The 19291-nt window shown below is 53.7% G+C and carries 19 protein-coding genes; all 19 read right to left on the bottom strand.

Annotation, left to right across the window (positions count from 1 at the left end):
- Positions 1 to 101 precede the first annotated feature (101 nt).
- On the bottom strand, positions 102 to 2246 hold the full coding sequence (locus ACYX4J_RS21685; protein WP_476177535.1) for an NHL repeat-containing protein: 2145 nt from the start codon (positions 2244 to 2246) through the stop codon (positions 102 to 104).
- A 159-nt stretch (positions 2247 to 2405) separates the two neighbouring features.
- Positions 2406 to 2825, bottom strand: a complete 420-nt coding sequence (locus ACYX4J_RS21680) for a F0F1 ATP synthase subunit epsilon (protein ID WP_108735087.1) — start codon at positions 2823 to 2825, stop codon at positions 2406 to 2408.
- A gap of 18 nt (positions 2826 to 2843) precedes the next feature.
- Positions 2844 to 4247 (bottom strand): F0F1 ATP synthase subunit beta, encoded by a 1404-nt coding sequence (gene atpD, locus ACYX4J_RS21675; RefSeq protein WP_282930574.1) that lies wholly within the window; start codon positions 4245 to 4247, stop codon positions 2844 to 2846.
- 53 nt (positions 4248 to 4300) lie between these two features.
- Positions 4301 to 5161 (bottom strand): F0F1 ATP synthase subunit gamma, encoded by an 861-nt coding sequence (gene atpG / locus ACYX4J_RS21670; protein WP_282930573.1) that lies wholly within the window; start codon positions 5159 to 5161, stop codon positions 4301 to 4303.
- A 77-nt stretch (positions 5162 to 5238) separates the two neighbouring features.
- A complete protein-coding gene (atpA, locus tag ACYX4J_RS21665) occupies positions 5239 to 6783 on the bottom strand; it encodes a F0F1 ATP synthase subunit alpha (RefSeq protein ID WP_108735090.1) in 1545 nt (514 codons plus the stop codon).
- Between the two features lie 48 nt (positions 6784 to 6831).
- Positions 6832 to 7368, bottom strand: coding sequence for a F0F1 ATP synthase subunit delta (locus ACYX4J_RS21660; protein WP_108735091.1), 537 nt, complete (start codon positions 7366 to 7368; stop codon positions 6832 to 6834).
- A gap of 12 nt (positions 7369 to 7380) precedes the next feature.
- A complete protein-coding gene (locus ACYX4J_RS21655; protein WP_282930571.1) occupies positions 7381 to 7851 on the bottom strand; it encodes a F0F1 ATP synthase subunit B in 471 nt (156 codons plus the stop codon).
- Positions 7852 to 7903: 52 nt separating this feature from the next.
- Positions 7904 to 8149 carry a F0F1 ATP synthase subunit C gene (gene atpE, locus ACYX4J_RS21650; protein ID WP_020413895.1) on the bottom strand — a complete coding sequence of 82 codons (246 nt, stop codon included), beginning with the start codon at positions 8147 to 8149 and terminating at the stop codon, positions 7904 to 7906.
- Positions 8150 to 8208: 59 nt separating this feature from the next.
- On the bottom strand, positions 8209 to 9135 hold the full coding sequence (atpB, locus tag ACYX4J_RS21645; protein WP_282930570.1) for a F0F1 ATP synthase subunit A: 927 nt from the start codon (positions 9133 to 9135) through the stop codon (positions 8209 to 8211).
- A 49-nt stretch (positions 9136 to 9184) separates the two neighbouring features.
- Positions 9185 to 9547 (bottom strand): ATP synthase subunit I, encoded by a 363-nt coding sequence (locus tag ACYX4J_RS21640; RefSeq protein ID WP_282930569.1) that lies wholly within the window; start codon positions 9545 to 9547, stop codon positions 9185 to 9187.
- 202 nt (positions 9548 to 9749) lie between these two features.
- Positions 9750 to 10652 (bottom strand): ParB/RepB/Spo0J family partition protein, encoded by a 903-nt coding sequence (locus tag ACYX4J_RS21635; protein ID WP_476177534.1) that lies wholly within the window; start codon positions 10650 to 10652, stop codon positions 9750 to 9752.
- A gap of 12 nt (positions 10653 to 10664) precedes the next feature.
- Entirely contained in the window at positions 10665 to 11474 is an 810-nt protein-coding gene (locus ACYX4J_RS21630) for a ParA family protein (RefSeq protein ID WP_020413891.1), read from the bottom strand.
- 126 nt (positions 11475 to 11600) lie between these two features.
- The gene (gene rsmG, locus ACYX4J_RS21625) at positions 11601 to 12230 is read right to left on the bottom strand and encodes a 16S rRNA (guanine(527)-N(7))-methyltransferase RsmG (protein ID WP_444915122.1); all 630 of its coding nucleotides are present in this window, start codon (positions 12228 to 12230) and stop codon (positions 11601 to 11603) included.
- Between the two features lie 85 nt (positions 12231 to 12315).
- Complete coding sequence (mnmG, locus tag ACYX4J_RS21620) at positions 12316 to 14205, bottom strand: tRNA uridine-5-carboxymethylaminomethyl(34) synthesis enzyme MnmG (protein WP_475709078.1); 1890 nt, start codon at positions 14203 to 14205, stop codon at positions 12316 to 12318.
- 890 nt (positions 14206 to 15095) lie between these two features.
- Positions 15096 to 16472, bottom strand: a complete 1377-nt coding sequence (gene mnmE / locus ACYX4J_RS21615; protein WP_476177533.1) for a tRNA uridine-5-carboxymethylaminomethyl(34) synthesis GTPase MnmE — start codon at positions 16470 to 16472, stop codon at positions 15096 to 15098.
- A 79-nt stretch (positions 16473 to 16551) separates the two neighbouring features.
- Positions 16552 to 18222 (bottom strand): membrane protein insertase YidC, encoded by a 1671-nt coding sequence (gene yidC, locus ACYX4J_RS21610; RefSeq protein ID WP_476177532.1) that lies wholly within the window; start codon positions 18220 to 18222, stop codon positions 16552 to 16554.
- Between the two features lie 8 nt (positions 18223 to 18230).
- A complete protein-coding gene (gene yidD, locus ACYX4J_RS21605) occupies positions 18231 to 18464 on the bottom strand; it encodes a membrane protein insertion efficiency factor YidD (protein ID WP_108735100.1) in 234 nt (77 codons plus the stop codon).
- Positions 18461 to 18847, bottom strand: a complete 387-nt coding sequence (gene rnpA, locus ACYX4J_RS21600) for a ribonuclease P protein component (RefSeq protein WP_413663877.1) — start codon at positions 18845 to 18847, stop codon at positions 18461 to 18463. The genes yidD and rnpA overlap by 4 nt, the downstream gene beginning before the upstream one ends.
- Positions 18848 to 18876: 29 nt before the next feature.
- On the bottom strand, positions 18877 to 19011 hold the full coding sequence (gene rpmH / locus ACYX4J_RS21595; protein WP_020413885.1) for a 50S ribosomal protein L34: 135 nt from the start codon (positions 19009 to 19011) through the stop codon (positions 18877 to 18879).
- Positions 19012 to 19291 lie beyond the last annotated feature (280 nt).

Raw genomic sequence — 19291 nt, 5'->3', positions numbered from 1 at the left:
AGTAGTAACTTATTCAATTGTCTAAAATAGATTCATGGCAGTGAAGTTGCCAATTCATACAATTAGGTATCGGCTTTCAAGGCCGATACCTAATTGAGATATTACTGTGATATCATCAAATATTGTTTTGTTTCGACATCAAAAATAGCTACACCACGATTGGGCATCGATATATAGAGAAGATCATTAGCCTGATCCACTGCAGGCGTAAGGGCCATCTGTTCATACTCCTGCTCAAATAAACTCAAGAGCTGGATCCTATTACCCGTTTCTATGTCTACAACCAACAGCTCAACGTTAATTGGATCATCTTCATTAGCTCTATCATTATAATCCTCTACAAAAAGTCGATTATTTTTTCTATCGACCGCAATATGGGTAGGTTCGTTTAGCTCTGGTCCACTACCCACTTCATCGCTGGATACAATTCTCGCTACTTCTGTCTCTAAATCAAACTCTACGATGCCTTTAAAAAGGTCGACAATGTAGACTTTTGAAGATTCGTTATTTATTGTGGTATAAGTAGCTAATGATAAAGATCCAATATCTGGGAATGAAGTAATTGTATTTCGGTCTCCAGACTGTAAATTTACTGAGATTAACGAACTACTAGAGATAGCTAGTATCCTATCTTTCATGGTATCTACAGAGAGTCCACTTAAGCCGTTAAAATCATCTCCTGTGCCCGTACAATCACCAGACACAATAGTTCTATTTCCCGTTATAGGGTCAATTCTAATTATCGTATCCGATTCAAGCTCTTTAACATAGATATGTCCATCACGGTTATCAATCGCCATATAGCGCAAGTACCCTTGCACTATACCCCCTCCGTTATTGGGCCCGGATATAATTTCTCGATCTCCACTTACTGGATCTATTGCTATTATTTGATGGACTTTATCAAACTCAGAGTTATAGTCTCTAGAATCTGTATAGATATCATTAAGTATAACTGTTTGTTTGCGGAATTCATCATATACTAATTCGGAAGTGGTCGAGAGTAGGGGACCTTTTCCTCTTGTTTTCTTTGATATTAGTGCTCGACTACCATCTCTTTTATTGATTAATAATGTATGCCCAGTTAAAAAAGACGAGTTCACAATTAGCGACTCACCCACGTCGATAATTCCACTTAGTGCAGTGGAAAAAATCAAATTTTCATTATCGGATTCTAATCCTGACGATATTGATTTTCGATCACCACTTACCAAGTTGATCTCAAACACCTTACTATGAATATCAGTGGTATAAGCTAAATTATTAATTAAATCGATACTCAGCCCCGCTAAGCGTATAAAATCATCTCCTGAGCCGATGTTACTTCCCGATATTTCTGTTGCAAGCCATGTGTCTGGATTTAACTCGAGTAATCCGTCATCACTTACTAGAAAAAAGCGCCCATCAACAATTTCAATTCCTCCAATAAAATTCCCTACGGAACTTCCATCTTCATAGGTAATTGAGGATATTTTTTCTCGTTCTCCAGTAGCGGGATCGACCTTAATCAGATAATTTTTGTAGTAGCTTTGAACATAGATATCTCTCGTCCCATAATCTATCGAAATATGGGGTCGACGTCCAAAAGAAAGGGATTGATCCTCTGTTGCGGAAATTACCTCTATGGTATTAAATTCACGATCTACTGAGAGTAATTCATCATTTTTGATTAAATAAAAATTACCAGAACCCTGATCAAATTTAGCTCCTTCCACGTCGGATAGTTCAGAATCTACATGACGTTCCTGCATCGTCTCAAGATTTAACTCTCTGGTGGGATTAAAGGTGTAGGCCAAGTTTCTGTCGGAATCGAATGCCAACGGAGTGTAGAGTCTATAACTATAGAAATCGTCATAGCTGTTAACGCCGATTGAGGCTGCATTTGCAGACGTATTTCCATTTACATCAGTAACCTCAACATTTATTGCGGTCGTGCTACCCTCCTCAAGGGTAATTTTAGCCTGCCATGTTTCGAAATCGTTGTCCGACGACGCCTCAATCCCATTAACCCGGACACTTACAACCTTAATATTGTCACTTGCGCTACCGCGTACAGTGAGCTGCTCTTTGTCGCTCCATAGCCCGTTACTCGAAGGAAAGGTTATATTTGCGGTGGGAAATTCATTATCGATTTCCTCCTCAGTTGTTGGAGCATCATCGCTCCCTGAAGATGCCCCACCTCCACATCCGGTCAGTAAACACAGCAGGATAAGTAGTAATAAATAGTTTCTAGATGGGGTTTTCAATGTAATTACCTCTTACACGGGATGGGGTGGGCTGTACTGATATGCTCGTAAGACGTTTTCAACTATATGGGTAAGGGCGGCTTTAGAAATGGTATAAAAAAAGCAGCCGAAGCTGCTTTTTTGTCGCCTGGAAACAGGCCTTACGAAGGCAAGAACTGTTTACTTACCGGCCGCCTTACGAATTGCCTGCAGGGTACGCAGGCGCGCTTCGGCTTCGGCCAGCTGGGCTGAGATGCGCGCGTAGTCGACTTCAGACGGTGCCTTGTGCAGGGCGTGTTCCGCTTCTTCGCGGGCCTTCTGCGCGGCGTCTTCATCGATCTCACGTTCGGCTACATCAGCGAGGATAGTCACCATATTAGGTTGTACCTCGGCGTAGCCACCGCTGACGAACAGTACTTCCTCTTCACCACCGGGCTTGATGATGCGCACCGGACCGGCTTTCAGAGCGGTGAGCAACTGGGCGTGACCGTAGGAGAGCCCCAGCTCACCTTCGATACCGCTCACAATCACCATCTCTACCAGCCCGGAGAAGAGAGACTGCTCGGCGCTGACAATGTCACAATGTACTGTCATGGCCATAGTATATGCCTCTCTCGATTAGCCCTTGGCTTTGTTGGCTTTTTCCACAGCTTCGTCGATGGTTCCCACCATGTAGAAGGCCTGTTCCGGCATGTGGTCATATTCACCGTTCAGGATGCCCTGGAAGCCACGGATGGTTTCTTTCAGGGAAACGTATTTACCTGGTGCACCGGTGAAGATTTCCGCAACGTGGAACGGCTGGGACAGGAAGCGCTCGATCTTACGGGCGCGGGCTACGGTCTGCTTGTCTTCTTCAGACAGCTCGTCCATACCCAGGATCGCGATGATGTCCTTCAGCTCTTTGTAGCGCTGCAGTACAGACTGTACGCCGCGAGCCACTTCGTAGTGCTCCTGACCAATCACCTGTGGGTCCAGCTGACGAGAGGTGGAGTCCAGCGGATCAACAGCCGGGTAGATACCTTTAGCGGCGATATCACGGCTCAGTACTACAGTGGAGTCCAAGTGCGCGAAGGTGGTCGCCGGAGATGGGTCAGTCAAGTCATCCGCCGGTACGTATACCGCCTGGATAGAGGTGATAGAGCCAGTCTTGGTGGAGGTAATACGCTCCTGCAGAACGCCCATCTCTTCCGCCAGGGTCGGCTGGTAACCTACCGCAGAAGGCATACGGCCCAGCAGTGCGGATACTTCGGTACCGGCCAGGGTGTAGCGGTAGATGTTGTCGACGAACAACAGTACGTCTTTGCCTTCATCACGGAATTTCTCCGCCATGGTCAGACCGGTCAGGGCTACACGCAGACGGTTGCCGGGCGGCTCATTCATCTGGCCGTAAACCATCGCCACTTTGGAGTTGGCTTTGTTTTCCAGGTCAACAACGCCGGATTCAGCCATCTCGTAGTAGAAGTCGTTACCTTCACGGGTACGCTCACCAACACCTGCGAACACGGACAGACCGGAGTGCTCGGTAGCGATGTTGTTGATCAGTTCCATCATGTTTACGGTTTTACCTACACCGGCACCACCGAACAGACCAACCTTACCACCCTTGGCGAACGGGCAAACCAGGTCGATTACCTTGATGCCGGTTTCCAGCAGCTCGGTAGAGCTGGACTGCTCTTCGTAGGTCGGTGCAGCGCGGTGGATAGAGGAGCGCTCTTTCTCACCGATAGGGCCACACTCGTCAATCGGGTTGCCGAGCACGTCCATGATGCGACCGAGGGTTTCCAGGCCAACCGGTACAGAAACCGGAGCGCCGGTATTGCGCACGGACAGACCGCGGCTGACACCTTCGGATGAACCCATGGCAATAGCGCGTACCACGCCGTCACCCAACTGCTGCTGCACTTCCATGGTGAGGTTCTTGTCCTCAACCACCAGTGCGTCGTATACATTCGGAACAGAATCGCGTGGGAATTCCACGTCGATGACCGCTCCGATCACTTGCACAATTTGCCCGTTACTCATTTCCGGATCCTCAGCTTTAAATTCTTTCTAGGCTGACCATTACTGGCAGCGGATTAAACCGCCGCCGCACCGCCGACAATTTCGGACAGTTCCTGGGTAATGGCCGCCTGGCGCGCCTTGTTGTAGACAAGCTGCAACTGATCGATCAGCTCACCGGCGTTATCGGTGGCGCTCTTCATCGCGATCATACGCGCTGCCTGTTCACAGGCTTTGTTTTCAACTACTGCCTGGTATACCTGGGACTCGATGTAGCGAGCCAGCAATCCATCCAGCAATTCAACCGGATCCGGCTCGTAGAGGTAGTCCCACTCGTGCATGAGTTTTTCATCTTCGTCCTTCGGCAGCGGCAGCAATTGCTCAACCTGCGGCTTCTGGGACATGGTGTTGATAAACTCATTGGATACCAGGAACAGGCGATCGATATCGCCTTCTGCGTAACGGTCCAGCATTACCTTAACTGAGCCAATCAGCTGGTTGGCCTGGGGCGCATCGCCCAGATCGCGTACCGCTGCGACAACCTTGCTGCCGATGGCATTAAAGAAACTGGCCGCCTTGTTACCTACCGCACAGACTTCGACGTCGACACCCTTCTCGGACCACGCCTGCATCTCGCGAATAGCGGCTTTGAACATATTGACGTTCAAGCCACCACAGAGTCCGCGGTCAGTGGATACCAGGATAAAACCGACCCGCTTGGCCTCGCGCTCTTGCAGGTAAATATGCTGGTACTCGGCCGAAGCGTTGGCGACGTGGCCGATCACTGCGCGTATGCGCTGGGCGTAGGGACGCCCCAGTGCCATGCGATCCTGAGCTCTGCGCATCTTACTGGCTGCAACCATTTCCATTGCGGCAGTAATTTTCTGCGTGCTCTTGATGCTGGCAATTTTTGTGCGTACTTCTTTTCCGCCTGCCATAGTGATTTACCTTGTTCGCTGGAAGTTAGATTCCGAAAGAGCGGACACGCCGCTCTCTCGCGCTCTCCAGGGAGTTCTTACCAGCTGCTAGTAGCGACGAACTTCTCGATAGCGGCTTTGAAAGCTGCGTCGATTTCGTCGTTGTAGTTACCAGTGCTGTTCACTTTCTCCATCAGCTCTGCGTGTTCGCTGTTCATATAAGCGAGCAGGGCGGCTTCGAAATCGAGAACCTTGGCAACTTCTACTTCTTTCAGGTAACCCTTGTCGGCGGCATAAACGGAAACAGCCATGTCCGCAATAGACAGCGGAGAGTACTGTTTCTGCTTCATCAGCTCGGTTACGCGCTCACCGTGATCCAGCTGGGCTTTGGTAGCTTCGTCCAGGTCAGAGGCAAACTGGGAGAATGCCGCCAGTTCGCGGTACTGAGCCAGAGCGGTACGGATACCACCGGACAGCTTCTTGATCACCTTGGTCTGCGCCGCACCACCTACACGGGATACAGAGATACCCGGGTTGATCGCTGGGCGGATACCGGAGTTGAACAGATCCGTCTCGAGGAAGATCTGGCCGTCGGTAATGGAAATCACATTGGTCGGTACGAACGCGGATACGTCACCGGCCTGGGTTTCGATGATCGGCAGGGCGGTCAGAGAGCCGGTCTTGCCTTTCACTTCACCATTGGTGAACTTCTCTACGTAGTCGGCGTTAACACGCGCGGCGCGCTCCAGCAGACGGGAGTGCAAGTAGAAAACGTCACCGGGGTAGGCTTCACGTCCAGGCGGACGCTTCAGCAACAGGGAGATCTGACGGTAGGCCCAAGCCTGCTTGGTCAGGTCATCGTATACGATCAGGGCGTCTTCACCGCGGTCGCGGAAGTACTCACCCATGGTACAGCCGACGTAGGGAGCCAGGAACTGCATCGCTGCCGGATCGGCGGCGCCAGCGGCTACTACGATGGTGTGATCCATAGCGCCGTGCTCTTCGAGCTTGCGCACTACGTTGGCAATAGAGGACTGCTTCTGGCCCACGGCAACGTAGACACACTTAACGCCGGTGCCTTTCTGGTTGATGATGGCGTCGATCGCCACAGCAGTCTTACCGATCTGACGGTCACCGATGATCAGCTCGCGCTGGCCACGGCCAATCGGGATCATGGTATCAACCGCTTTCAAACCGGTTTGTACAGGCTGGTCAACGGACTGACGAGCAATAACGCCAGGCGCTACTTTTTCTACCGCGTCGGTCAGCTTGTTGTTCAGCGGGCCCTTGCCGTCAATCGGGTTACCCAGCGCGTCTACAACGCGGCCGAGCAGTTCCGGACCAACCGGGGTTTCCAGGATACGGCCGGTGCAACGGCACTTCTGGCCTTCAGCCAGCGCCTTGTAGTCGCCCAGGATTACAGCACCAACGGAGTCGCGCTCCAGGTTCAGCGCCATACCGTAAACGCCGCCTTCGAACTCGATCATCTCGCCGTACATCACATCGGCCAGGCCGTGGATGCGGATGATGCCGTCGGATACGGAAACAATGGTGCCCTCATTTTGGGCTTCAGTGCTCACATCGAGATTTTCGATGCGGCTCTTGATGATTTCACTGATCTCAGAGGGATTCAGTTGCTGCATGCTCTGTTCCTCAAGTCCCCGCCGGCTAACGCCAACGGGGAGAGTAATTTAGGAGTTCATCGCCTCGGCGAGCTTGGCCAGACGGCCGCGTACGGTACCGTCGATGACTGTATCACCGGCGCGGATGATCGCGCCGCCCAGCAGGCTCTCGTCCACCGAGCTGTGCAGATGTATTTCGCGTTCAAACTTCGCGCTGAGCTTTTGGCCCAGTGCTTGCGCCTGTGCATCGCTCAAGGCGTGCGCGGAAACAACTTCCACCTCAAGGGTGGCTTCCGCTTGCGCTTTCAGCTCTTCGAACAGTTCGGAAATTTCCGGCAGCAGCTGCAGGCGGTTGTTTTCCGCCAGCAACCGGATGAAGTTCCTTCCGTGCTCGCCGAGTTCGTCTGAACAGATCGACAGGAATTTATCTGCGCGCTCTTCACTGGTGAGCTGGGGATTATCCAGCAGCTCACGCACTTTTTCGTTCTGGCTGACCGCTGCCGCAGTGCTCAGCGCAGTGCTCCAACCACCTAAGTGGGAGGCTTCCTGCGCATAAGAGAATGCAGCTTTAGCGTAGGGCCGGGCCAGTGTGCTGAGTTCCGCCATTGGGTTCCTCGCTTACAGCTCGGCTGCCAGTTTATCGATCAGGTCGTCGTGCGCCTTAGCGTCGATATTGACCGCGAGAATCTTCTCCGCACCCAGGACAGACAGGTCTGCCACACGGCTGCGCAGTTGCTCTTTAGCGCGATTCACTTCCTGGTCGATCTCAGCTTTGGCCGCAGTTTTCAGGCGATCGCCTTCAGACTGAGCCGCTTGCTTGGCTTCATCGAGAATCTGGTTGGCGCGCTTGTTGGCACCATCAATAATCTCGTTAGCCTGATCTTTGGCTTCCTTCAACTGCTCGGCAGCTTTGCGCTTGGCCAGTTCCAGATCTTTCTGTGCGTGTTCAGCGTCAGCGAGACCATCTGCGATCTTCTGCTCACGCTCTTTCATCACGCCCAAAAGCGGCGGCCAAACAAACTTCCAGCAAAACCAGACGAAAAACAGGAAAGTAATCGACTGGCCGATTAGAGTCAGGTTGATATTCACTCCGACACCTCTTGCTCTTTAAATAGGGTTAAGGGCAATTGGAACGGCGTAATTAAACCAGACCAGGAGCTACGGCGAAGATCAGGTACATAGCGATACCAACACCGATCATCGGAACCGCGTCAAGCAGACCAGCCATCAGGAACATCTTGCCCTGCAGAGCCGGAGCCTGTTCAGGCTGACGAGCGGAACCTTCCAGCAGCTTGCCACCCAGAGTACCGAAACCGATTGCGGTGCCCAGGGCGCCCAGACCGATCAGCAGTGCACTTGCGATGTAAACCAGACCTAATGCTTCCATTGTGTTCTCCAAATCAAAGTTAAAGAGTTGTTGTAAAGGTCGAAAAAAGGGTTAAAAACTTATTGATCGTGCTCGTGCTCATCGTCGCGATGGTGTGCCATCGCCATGTACACGGTGCTCAATACCATAAATACGAACGCCTGCAGCACGATTACCAGTACGTGGAAGATCGCCCAGCCCATGTGCAGGAGGCCCGCACCAATAAAGCCGAGAACGCCAACGCCAAAGACAATTGCGATCAGGATAAAGATCATTTCACCGGCGTAGAGGTTTCCGAACAGACGCAGGCCCAGGGAGATCGGCTTGGCGATCAGGGATACTGCTTCCAGCAGGAAGTTCACCGGGATCAGCAGGATGTCAAAGAACAACTTGCCGGTATGGAAAGGGTGCAGAGTCAGCTCTTTAAGGAAGCCGATGGCACCTTTTTCGCGAATACTGAAGAAAATCATCAGCGCAAACACCGCCAGGGCCATACCCAGAGTGGCGTTCGGGTCGGTGGTTGGGACCACTTTAAAGAAGAGGTGATCGTTGCCGGAGATCTTGGCGGCAGCCATCGGCAGCCAGTCCACCGGTACCAGGTCCATCAGGTTCATCAGGAACACCCACACAAAGATGGTCAGAGCCATCGGGGCAACCATAGTGTTGCGGTGGGGGAAGGTTTCCTTAACCAGCTTGTCGATAAAGTCGGTAACCAGCTCCACAAAGCTCTGGAAGCCTGTGGGCTTGTCCACACTGGCCTTCTTGGCTGCGCGGGCAAACAGGAAGCAAAAAATCAGACCGAGGCCGATAGACCAGCCCAGGGTATCTACGTGCAGGGCCCAAAAGCCCATATCCGCAGCTTCCTGGGAGGAATGCGCCATAGTCCAAGTAGACTCATTCAGCACAGTACCGTCGGCGCGGGTATACCCGGCCGGCAGCTTGCCATAAGTCATGTTTTGCAGGTGGTGTTGGATATACCCCGTCGCGGTTTGAGCTTCGCCTGCCATAGTTCCTCAACAATCGTAAAAGTAAGAATTCTTTTTTCTTATCCACCGGCTAGCGGACCATGCGCGCTACCAAGATCCACTGCACGATTACACAGAGGACGTAGCTGATAAAAAGCGCCGCGGCATTCAGTGGCTTGACGGTGGCAAACACCGCTGCAAAACCTGCCATGGTCAATATAAATTTGCCGGTTTCCGCGCGGTAGAAATTGCCTACCACGCGATGGGCCGCGCGCGCACCGCTATCGCGAAAGGCGCGCCTGCCAAAATATGCTCCGGGCAGTGCACACAGGGCACCGCCGATAAATACGGAGAGCGCAGTCACCGGTTTACCGCTCAAGTGCAGTGCCGCACTGGCCACCGATATCAGCAGAAGCTGTACCGCGGCTATTCGTAATACCGGGGGTTTTGTCATAGACGGGATAAGCCGACTTTTTTTGCGCTGTCCGCCCAAAATTTGGGCGTGCGAATTATGCGGCAACAGCATCGCCGATTCAACCGGCAAATGTCGTCAACTTATTTGATTTTCAGGAGGTTTTGCACGGAATTACTCGCCGCAGTGAGTATTTGCCAACAGTTATTGCGCGCGCCACTAGGACGCGCATTTCCCTGTGGCCTCAGTCCTCGGCGTAACCCAGGTGGGCCAGGATTCCATCCAGCTCTTCCAGAGTGGTGTATTTGAGTACCAGGCGGCCATTGCCTTTATCGTTGTGATCGATAGATACGGGCACTCCGACTTTTTCTGCCAGGCGCTCAGTCAGGCGACGGATATTGGGGTCGAGCTTCGGTTTTTCCGGTGCGGGGGCAGCCGGCTGTTGTAAACGGCGCACCAGCGCCTCTGTCTGGCGCACGGTAAGGCTGCGCTCGACCACTTGGCGCGCAGCAGAGCGCTGGGTGGCACCGGATAGACCGAGTAGGGCTTTGGCGTGCCCCAACTCCAGATCGCCACGCTCCAGGAAAGTCCGTACCTCTTCACTCAGACTCAACAGTCGCAAAAGGTTGGTTACTGCGGTACGGGATTTGCCCACCGCATCGGCCACTTCCTGCTGGGTCAGCTTGAACTCATCCTGTAAACGCTTGAGGGCTACAGCTTCCTCTACCGGATTCAGGTCTTCACGCTGGATATTTTCAATCAGCGCCATAGCGATGGCAGCTTCATCGGAAACGCTGCGCACCAGTGCCGGCACTTTCTCCAGTCCCGCCAATTGGGCCGCGCGCCAGCGCCGTTCACCGGCGATGATTTCATAGCTCTGCTCACCGATACCGCGCACGACGATCGGCTGCATAATGCCCTGGGCGCGTATCGAGTCCGCCAGCTCCTGCAAGGATTCCTGTGGAAAATCCCGGCGTGGCTGGTAGCGGCCGCGCTGCAAAAACTCTATCGGCAACTCCTTCAGCTCACCGTCGACCACGGCGGTTTCGGTTTCAGCTTCACCGGTAGCCTCGGCGATCGCGGTGCTGCTTTTATTGCTGATCAGGTGGGATAAACCCCGGCCCAGTCCTTTGCGTTTGGCGGCCATAGTAATTACCCCTTATACGGCTTCCGCCACAGGGCGGCTTTTCTTATTGGAAGATTGATTGGCGGGATGGCGGCGATTGATTTCGCAAGCCAGTGCCAGATAGGCAATAGCCCCTTTCGAATGGCGGTCGTAATCCAGCGCCGGCTTGCCGAAGCTGGGAGCCTCTGCCAAACGGACATTGCGCGGGATACAGGTTCGATACAGGCGATCGCCGAAAAACTCCTGCAACTGCGCCGACACTTCGCTGGTGAGGCTGTTGCGCGGATCGTACATGGTGCGCAAGATACCCTCGATTTTCAGGTCCGGATTGGCGGCCTGCTGGATCTGGGTGATGGTGTCCACCAGTGCTGACAACCCCTCCAGGGCATAGTATTCACACTGCATGGGAATCAATACGCCGTGAGCTGCACAGAGGGCGTTTACGGTCAGCATATTCAACGATGGCGGACAGTCGATAATCACGTAGTCGTAACGATTACTCACCGCAGCCAGGGCGCGGCGCAGGCGGGATTCGCGGCCCTCCAGATTCAGCAACTCCACCTCTGCCGCAGACAGGTCACCGTTGCCCGGGATCAAATCAAAACCGCTCTCTGTGGATACAATGGCCTGCTCAACGGGTAATTCAGCGGCCAGCACATCGTAACCGGACACCTCAAGGTCACTTTTATCCACACCGCTGCCCATGGTGGCATTGCCCTGGGGGTCCAGATCGATCAGCAATACGCGCCGCTTGTTGGCAACCAAAGATGCGGCCAGGTTGACGCAGGTAGTGGTCTTGCCAACCCCGCCTTTCTGGTTGGCCACAGCAAATATCTTGCTCAAGATTCTTGTCCTTTGTTGTTTCCGGGTGCGTTTGCCCCGACGCCGGCTCGGCTTCGGGCGGCGGCTGTTGTGCCCCACGATAGGGGAGCAGGATTGGGCGGGCGACAAACCCGCCAAACTATCATCTTACTCTGTGCGACAGAGCTGAATCATATGTCGCTCACCGTCGCAGCCGGGCACCGACAACCGGTGCACCTGCTCGACCTTAATGCCTTTTGGCAGAGCGCTCAACTCATCCTCAGGCAGCTTGCCCTTCATGGCATAAAAACGACCCCAGGGTGCCAACATGTGCTCACTGCCATTGACCATATCTTCGATGGAGGCAAAGGCGCGGGACACCACACCGGCAAAAGGCTGTTCTGGCACAAAGGCTTCTACCCGCTCATTGACTACCGTGATATTGGGCAGGGGCAGGGTGCTGGCGACTTGGAACAGGAAGCGGGTCTTCTTGCCATTGCTGTCGAGCAGGGTGATGGCGCGCTCCGGATGCACAATTGCCAGGGGAATCCCTGGCAGGCCGCCACCGCTACCCACATCGATTAAAGAACCTTCGCCACAGAGATTTACCACACTGAGGCTGTCGATAATATGGCGCTCCAGCATCTGCTCCGGGTCGCGTATGGCGGACAGGTTGTAGGCACTGTTCCAGCGGGCGAAAAGCGCCAGGTATTCCAGTAGCTGATCCTGCTGCCGGTCACTGAGTACCACCGACATCTGTGCCGCCGCCTCTAACAGGCGCGGACGAAACTGTTCCATTGAGTGAGAAATGGGTCTATCCCCCAGTAGTCCCGCGAAATTCAAACCCCGCAGGGCCTCGCGGGATACCCTGTGGAAAACCGATTTATACCGCTTTTTTGCGCTTCAGCAGCCCGCGCTTTTTCAACTGGATCAACAGCAGGGATATGGATGCGGGCGTCACGCCCGGTATTCGCGAGGCCCGCGCCAGGGTATCTGGGCGGGTCTCTCCCAGCTTTTGCTTAACCTCATTGGACAGACCAGAAATATCGCTGTAGTCGAAGTCCGCCGGGATCGGGGTATCTTCGTAGGCCTGCAAACGCTCAATTTCCTCGCGCTGGCGATCGATATAACCGGCGTACTTGGCCGAAATTTCCACCTGTTCGGCAACCTGCTCGTCGGTTACCGCTTCCCCTTTGAGGCCCGCCACATCCTGATAGCCCAGTTCCGGACGGCGCAACAGGTCCATCAGGCTATATTCCCGCGCCAATGGCTGCGGCAATTTGGTTTCTACAGAGGCGGCCTGGGGCGTCTTTGGGTGCACCCAGGTATCTTGTAGTCGCTGGGTCTCCCGAGCGATCTCCTCGCGCTTTTCACTGAACGCTGCCCAGCGGGTATCGTCGACCAGGCCCAATTCGCGACCTTTTTCGGTCAGGCGCAGGTCAGCATTGTCCTCACGGAGCAGCAAGCGATATTCCGCGCGGCTGGTAAACATGCGGTAGGGCTCTTTAGTGCCGCTGGTGATCAAATCATCCACAAGCACGCCCAGGTAGGCTTCATCCCGACGCGGGGCCCAGGCTTCGCGCTCCTGGGCCTGTAGGGCGGCATTGGCGCCAGCCAGGAGTCCCTGGGCAGCCGCTTCCTCGTAGCCGGTGGTGCCATTGATCTGGCCGGCAAAGTAGAGCCCCTGGATAAATTTGGTTTGCAGGGACGGCAAAAGGTCGCGCGGGTCGAAGAAATCGTACTCAATTGCATAGCCAGGGCGGGTGATATGCGCCTTTTCAAAGCCTTTGATGGAGTGCACCAGCTCAATCTGTACATCGAAGGGCAGGCTGGTGGAAATACCATTGGGGTACAGCTCGTTGGTGGTCAACCCTTCAGGCTCGATAAACACCTGGTGGCTATCTTTGTCCGCAAAGCGGTGCACCTTGTCTTCGATGGAGGGACAGTAGCGCGGGCCAATCCCTTCAATCACGCCGGAATACATGGGCGAGCGATCGAGCCCCCCCTGGATAATTTCATGGGTGCGGGCATTGGTGTGGGTAATCCAGCAGCAGACCTGGCGCGGGTGCTGATCGCGGCTGCCCAAATAGGACATCACCGGTGTGGGGCTATCTCCCCACTGTTCCTCCAGCTCGCTGAAATCTACCGAGCGGGCATCAATACGGGGAGGGGTGCCAGTTTTGAGGCGATCGACGCGGAAAGGCAGTTCGCGCAGACGATCTGCAAGGGCAATCGAGGGCGGGTCTCCAGCGCGGCCGCCGGCGTGGTTATCCAAGCCGATATGTATACGCCCACCGAGGAAAGTCCCGGCGGTCAGTACCACTGTCTTGGCGCGAAAGCGCACCCCCGCATTGGTGACAACGCCCACAACCTGTTCACCTTCGACAATCAGGTCATCCGCCGCTTGTTGGAAGATCTCCAGGTTTTCCTGTGCTTCCAGGATTGAACGGATAGCGGCGCGATACAGGGCTCTATCGGCCTGGGCACGAGTTGCCCTTACTGCGGGGCCTTTGCGGGCATTGAGGACCCGGAACTGAATTCCGCCCAAGTCTGTTGCCGTTGCCATAGCGCCACCGAGGGCATCGACTTCCTTCACGAGATGACTCTTGCCGATACCGCCGATCGCCGGGTTGCAGGACATTTGTCCAAGGGTCTCGATATTGTGGGTCAGCAGCAGAGTGGAAGCTCCCATACGTGCCGCTGCCAGTGAGGCTTCGGTACCTGCGTGGCCTCCGCCGATCACGATCACATCATAGGTCTTAGGGAATTCCATAGTGGCTGCTACTGGTTACAACTGGGGGCGCACATTTTATAGGCAGTAGGTGTGAGTCAGCAATTGGCTACAAGCATATTCCTGCACTCTAGTTGGTAGACGCTTGTAGAGCTGTAAAAACTGAGACTATCCAGTTCCATGCTATTGGGACTCTCTCTCCAATGAAACTTTCTAGAGCTAGCTTTAGAGCAAATTATTTTTTGGCTCTCTTAAGTTTATATAAATGAATAAATGTATTTCTTAGAGGGAGGTTTTTGATTTAGTTGTTTTTATTAGTGTCCGGCAAATCATGTATAAGCAAAAAAAAGTCTTATAAATCAACAGGTTACACTGATGAAAACATGGGCAATAACCCCTTGGCTGAAGGGGGAGCAACCCCGGTAGACGATTGTGGAAAGCCGGGACAACTTTGCGCGCCTCGTGCTGGCGGGAAAGTTATCATCATAGCATTCGTTGCTTACGCAGGTGTTTATCCCCTTTTTTACTCACACCTGGCAATTTCAGGTTTTAGCTTGTGCGTAGAGGGTGATAAGACTTGGGGGTTAATTGTGCGTAAGAGTGAATATTGTATAAGTCTGTGAGTTTTGTTGCTGTATCTATGTGATTTATAGGTGATTGAAGCAAGTGAAAAGATATCCACGGGAAATCCCCGTGGACATGTATAACTCGATCGGCGCCATATCTTATTTTGCAGAGTTTTTTGCCAGATTTTTTCGCGAATCTATTTAATAAGATCGGGAAAAATTGGGGATTTAATTTACCCGCCCTGAAAGTCGGGGTTAAGCCTGTGTAAAAGAAGTGAGAAATATGTTGGGAAGCTGGAAGTAGAGAAGCGGGGGAGGATAAAGTAGCCTCCCCCTTGGGATAACTTGGAAGTTGGGATGGGGCGTTTACTTACCGATACAAAAACTGCCGAAGATCTTGCCGAGTAATTCATCGGCACTGACGGTGCCAGTAATTTCTCCCAGAGCCTGCTGGGCTTGGCGTAAGTCTTCGGCGAGCAGTTCGCCTGCACCGCTAGTGTGAAGTTGCCGCTGGCCCTGATGTATAAAAGCTTGTGCCCGGCCCAGTGCGTCCAGGTGTCGGCGCCTGGCACTGAATGTTCCCTCTCCAGCGCCGCTGAAACCAATACTCTGTTTTAAATGTTCTTTTAACGCATCGAGCCCGGCACCTGTTTTTGCACTGATGGCAATCACTGGCACGCCTTCAGTGTGTGCCTGAAGGCCAGCGCTGTAGTCGGTGAGGTCAATCTTATTCAGTACTAATGTCAGTTTGTTGAGATCTTTTAGCTGACTGGTAAATTCTGGCCAAACTTGTGTGGGGTCCAGGGAGTGGAGCTGCTCTGCATCCATGACAAGAAGTACCCTATCTGCGCCGTGGATTTCCTCCCAGGCGCGTTCGATACCAATTTGCTCGACTCTATCCGGGGCATCCCTTAATCCCGCAGTATCGGCAAACTGGAGGGGCATACCGTCGATATGAATATGTTCGCGCAGGATATCCCGAGTGGTACCGGCGATATCGGTGACAATAGCGGCGTCGTGTCCGGCCAGTGTGTTGAGCAGGCTGGATTTCCCTGCATTGGGGCGTCCTGCGATAGCAACTCGCATTCCTTCGCGCATTATCGCGCCCTGACGCGCCTGGGTTTCCACACCCACCATTTGTGCCAGTAGGGTTTCTATATCAGCTGCCACTTTGCCATCGGCGAGGAAGTCGATTTCCTCTTCGGGGAAATCAATGGCGGCCTCCACGTAGATACGCAGATGGGTAAGGTTTTCCACCAAGTCTTCGATTTTCTCGGAAAACGCGCCCTGCAGTGAACGCATGGCATTACGCGCTGCCTGGGCACTGCCGGCGTCGATTAAATCGGCGATCGCTTCGGCCTGAGTTAAATCCATTTTGTCGTTGAGGAAAGCCCTCTCGGAAAATTCTCCGGGTCGGGCTTGTCGAGCGCCCAACTCGATAGTTGCTTGAAGTAACTGATCGAGAATCACTGGGCCGCCGTGTCCCTGGAGTTCCACCACATCCTCCCCGGTAAAGGAGTTGGGGGCGGGGAAAAAGAGTGCCAATCCCTGATCGATTAACTGCTCTTTGTGGGTAAAGTTCCGGTAGTGGGCAGAACGGGGCTGGAGGGAATTTTCCCCGCAGATTTGTTGGGCAATTTGCAGGGCTCTTGCGCCCGACAGTCGGATAACGCCGATGCCGCCGCGCCCGGGCGCGGTGGCAACAGCGGCAATAGTGTCGCGATTGAGGCTTTCTTGTGTCATCGGCTGAGTTTACTCGACAGAACGGAAAAGGGCCGCATTAGCGGCCCTTGTTTATTGTGTTGCTGCAGATCGGTACTGGTTAGTACTTACCGGCATCCACCTGTTTATTGATATACCAGGTTTGCGCAATGGTAATCAGGTTGTTGGCGATCCAGTACAGAACCAGACCCGCTGGGAACCACAGGAAGAACACTGTCATCATTACCGGCATCAGCTGCATGATGCGGGCTTGGGTTGGATCGGTGGGAGCCGGGTTAAGCTTTTGCATAAACCACATAGACAGGCCCATCAGTACCGGCAGGATAAAGTAGGGGTCCTTCGCCGACAGATCGTGAATCCAGAAGATCCAGGGCGCGTGGCGCAGCTCAACGGTTTCGGTGAGCATCCAGTAGAGCGCGATAAATACCGGCATCTGCAGCAGGATCGGCAGGCAGCCACCCATCGGATTGATCTTCTCGCGGCGGTAGAGCTTCATGGTCTCTTCCGCCAGCTTTTGCCGGTTATCCTTGTACTGCTCCTGCAGCTTTTTCATCTGCGGCGCAAACTTGCGCATACGCGCCATGGACTTGGTGCCAGCGGCGGACAGTGGCAGAAGCAGCGTCTTGATAAATACGGTGAGCAGGATGATCGCCCAGCCCCAGTTGCTGACAATATGCTCCTGGATAAAGTGCAGGACACCGAACAGCGGTTTGGCGATCCACCAGAGCCAGCCGTAGTCGACGGTCAGGTCGAGGCCGGGGGAGATTTCTTCCAGACGGTAGACATCTTTCGGGCCAGCGTAGAAAGATGCGCTCAGCTCGCCTTGGGTGGCAGCGGGGATTTGCACTTGAGGTGCGGTAAAGCCCATACGGAAGAGGCCGTTGGATAGCTCCTTCAATTCAAAAGTATTGCGCTCGTTCTGGGGGGGAATCCAGGCACTGATAAAGTAGTGCTGAACCATAGCTACCCAACCACCTTCGATGGTTTCGCGGGTGGGGCTTTCAGCAATCTCCTCGAAGTCCTGCTTGAAGTAGTTCTTTTCGTTGGTGCGGATGGCAGCGCCGAGGAAAGGCGACATGCCGAAACCGGTGTCGGTTGCGGGTTCACTAGCATCGCGCTTAATCTGACCAAACATGGCCGCGGACCAGGGTTTGTCACTGGTGTTATCCACCAGGTAGGCCACTTGGATCAGGTAGTCTCCACGCTTGAAGGTGAAGCGCTTGGTGATATTGGCGCCTTCCTGTTGCAGAGTCAGGTCTACTATCAGGGTATCGTCGCCCTCAACCATCGCATATTCGGTTTTTGCCACCTTGAAAACCGGGCGGCCAGCGGCGCTGTCGGTCCCGTTTTTACCGATAAGGCCACTTTGGGCAATATAGGTATGGTTGCGGGTCTGGTTCAACAGGATCAGGGGTTGGTCCGGGGTATCCAACTTCTCTTGTTGTTTGCGCAGCGCCACTTTGACGATATCGCCGCCACGAGGATTGATGAGCAGATCAAAAACGTCGGTGGTGACACTGATCAGCTTGCTCTCAGTACTGCTGCCCTCATCGGAAGCGGGCACCTGGGAGCGAAGTTGGGGAACATCACTGTCGCCGGTGCTCGCGGGTGTTTCGGCGGGTATTTGGCTGACAGTGTCGCCGCCAGTCTGCACGACGGTTTCGCGGTCGAGTTCAGGAGTGTGTTGCTCTTGAAATGCGTTCCACTGGAAGATAAGTGCCAGGAGAACCGCGAGAATTCCGCCGAGCAGCGTATAGCGTTGCCAATCCATCTTGTTACCTAGAGCGTGTTCTTGTGTCTGGTGGGGGGAACCGGGTCCAATCCACCAGGGTGCCAGGGGTGGCATTTTATAAGGCGGCGCAGAGTTAAATAACCCCCTTTTATCGCTCCATGAGTTTCAATGGCCTCTTCAGAGTACCGGGAGCAGGTTGGGTAGAAGCGACATTGGTTGCCTACCCAGGGGCTGGCCAGGTAGCGGTATACATGGATCAGCTTGATCAGTATCCACTTCATGGTCGGGGTTGCGGCTGTCGAGCCCGCTTGGCCAGTTTACGCCAGAGTTTATTCAGTAGTTTCGCCAACTCGGCCTTATCCAGATCTGCGACCCCAGGGCGCGCGAGCACCACGGCATCCAGCGGCGGCAAATCGTATTGCTGCAGACGGAAGGTTTCCCGGGTTATACGCTTGATTTGGTTGCGGTCGGAGGCGTTGCGTACATGCTTTTTAGCAATAACAAGACCGAGACGCGGGTGTTCCAAGGAGTTTGGACGGGCGAGGATCAACAGATGAGGGTGTGCGGCGCGCACCTGGTTTTCATTGAATACCAAGCGATACTGCGCCGCATTGAGCAGGCGCAGCGTCTTGGCAAATCCGAAGCTGCTGCGCACCTGCTGCATAAAGAGATATCTCTAAAAGGGAAGAGATCTTATGCAGACAGTACTTTGCGGCCTTTAGCGCGACGGCGGGCCAGAATCTTACGGCCGTTTTTGGTTGCCATGCGAGCGCGGAAACCGTGAGTGCGCTTGCGCTTCAAGTTGCTTGGTTGAAATGTGCGTTTCATAGTCTTGCTACCTGAGACTTTGTGTTCAAAATTTCTCGGGACCTTTCCCGGCCGCGGCCTGGACTCCGGTCCGGCACAAAGCCGGTGCAGACGGAGCTACGCGCTGCGAAGGCCGCGGATTGTATAGAAAGCCAGCAGCGAAAGCAACGCGCTAATCAGGGAAATTCTTTTTATTGGTGCGCGAGTTTACTGTAATTTTTTACGCCAACTAGACAAGTCGTTGAGTCATCAGGGGTATCTCTGAATGCCCACTGATTGACCCCAAGATACCCACAGCCTT

It is taken from the genome of Microbulbifer sp. ABM4_008 (assembly GCF_056311705.1).
The sequence above is the reverse complement of the archived record's forward strand: the minus strand, read 5'-3'. Positions and strand labels throughout refer to the sequence as shown.